Origin of the sequence: Kitasatospora sp. NPDC059722, from assembly GCF_042733235.1 — a bacterium.
Taxonomy (GTDB): Bacteria; Actinomycetota; Actinomycetes; order Streptomycetales; family Streptomycetaceae; genus Kitasatospora.
The window spans coordinates 1-1,850 of record NZ_JBHWGD010000276.1 but is presented as its reverse complement, the minus strand read 5'-3'; the positions used below and the strand labels follow the sequence as shown (position 1 = coordinate 1,850).

2 protein-coding genes are annotated in these 1,850 nt (G+C 72.4%); both read left to right on the top strand.

Going from position 1 to position 1,850, the window contains the following annotated elements; all coding sequences use genetic code 11:
- Positions 1–598: enoyl-CoA hydratase/isomerase family protein (locus tag ACFV4F_RS43235; protein ID WP_380511521.1), on the top strand; the 598-nt coding region annotated here is incomplete at its 5' end.
- Positions 599–730: 132 nt separating this feature from the next.
- On the top strand, positions 731–1,786 hold the full coding sequence (locus ACFV4F_RS43230) for a hydrogenase expression protein HypE (RefSeq protein WP_380435254.1): 1,056 nt from the start codon (positions 731–733) through the stop codon (positions 1,784–1,786).
- Positions 1,787–1,850 lie beyond the last annotated feature (64 nt).

The following is a 1,850-nucleotide window of genomic DNA, read 5'->3' as shown; positions in this document are numbered from 1 at the left end:
GGACCCGGCCGCCGAGTCCTGGGCGAACATCACCGCGATGGACGACCTCGTGGCCGAGGTGCTCACCACCACCGACCGCCTGGTGGTCGCCGCCGTCGCGGGCAACGCGGCGGCCGGCGGCCTGATGCTCGCCCTGGCGGCGGACGAGGTGTGGTGCCGCGGCGGATCAGTCCTCAACCCGCACTACCGGCTGATGGGCCTGTACGGGTCGGAGTACTGGACGTACACCCTGCCCCGACGGGTGGGCGCACCCGAGGCCGAGCGGCTGACCCGCCAGGCGCTCCCGATGTCCGCGGCGATGGCCGAGCGGGCCGGCCTGGTCGACCGGGTACTCGCCTGCGGCCCGCAGGAGTTCGGGCCGACCGCGGCCCACCTGGCCGGGCTGCTCGCCGCCTCGCCGGGCGCGCAGCGCCGGATCGCCGAGAAGAAGGCCGTCCGCGAGGCCGACGAGCGGAGGAAGCCGCTGGCCGCCTACCGGGCCGAGGAGCTCGCGGTGATGCACCGGCAGTTCTTCACACCCGAATCGCCGTACCACGCGCTGCGCTCCGCGTTCGTCCGCAAGCGTCCCGCGCCCGAGGGCCTCCTCGCCCGGACGTGACCCGAACGGCCCAGCCGGCTTGCGTCCACCGGGCGACCCGCACGGCTCTCCGGACCGGCGTTCGATCCGAACGGTTGCTATGACTGTCTTTGAGCCATTTCGTCCGGCTCCCATCCCCGAGGAGGCATCCTCATGGGTGCTGCAACAGCTGCATCAACCGACACCGACGTGGTGCACATTCTCTGGATCAACGCGGGCCTCAGCTGCGACGGCGACTCCGTCTCGCTGACCGCCGCGATGCAGCCGAGCATCGAGGAGATCGTCACCGGCGCGCTGCCCGGCCTGCCCAGGGTCGCGGTGCACTGGCCGCTGATCGACTTCGAGTGCGGCCCGGTCCAGGGCGCGGACAACTTCGTCGAGTGGTTCTTCAAGGCCGAGCGCGGCGAGATCGAGCCGTTCGTGCTGGTCGTCGAGGGGTCCATCCCCAACGAGAAGATCAAGAAGGAGGGCTACTGGTGCGGCTTCGGCGACGACCCCGCGACCGGCCAGCCCATCACCACCAGTGAGTGGCTGGACCGGCTCGCCCCCAAGGCGACCGCGGTGGTGGCCATCGGCACGTGCGCCACGTACGGCGGCATCCACGCGATGGCCGGCAACCCGACCGGCGCCATGGGCGTGCCGGACTACCTCGGCTGGGACTGGAAGTCCAAGGCCGGGCTGCCGATCGTCTGCGTGCCGGGCTGCCCGATCCAGCCCGACAACTTCGCGGAGACCCTCACCTACCTGCTCTACCAGCTGGCCGGCTCCGCGCCGATGATCCCGCTCGACGACAAGCTGCGGCCCGCCTGGCTGTTCGGCGCCACCGTGCACGAGGGCTGCGACCGCGGCGGCTACTACGAACAGGGCCAGTTCGCCACCGACTACGGCACGCCCGAGTGCCTGGTGCGGCTCGGCTGCTGGGGACCGGTCGTCAAGTGCAACGTCGCCAAGCGCGGCTGGATCAACGGCGTCGGCGGCTGTCCGAACGTCGGCGGGATCTGCATCGCCTGCACGATGCCGGGCTTCCCGGACAAGTTCATGCCCTTCATGGACCCGCCGCCCGGCTCGCGCGTCTCCACCGGCGCCAGCGGCGTGTACGGGACGGTGATCCGCCGGCTGCGCGCGATTACGCAGAGCACCGTCGACAAGGAACCGAAGTGGCGCCACACCGGCCGCCACCTGACCACCGGTTACCGCCCGCCCTGGTGACGCCCGGGGGGGGGGGGGCGGGGGCCCCGCCGCCCCGCGGGCGCGCCCGCCGCCCCCCCCCCCC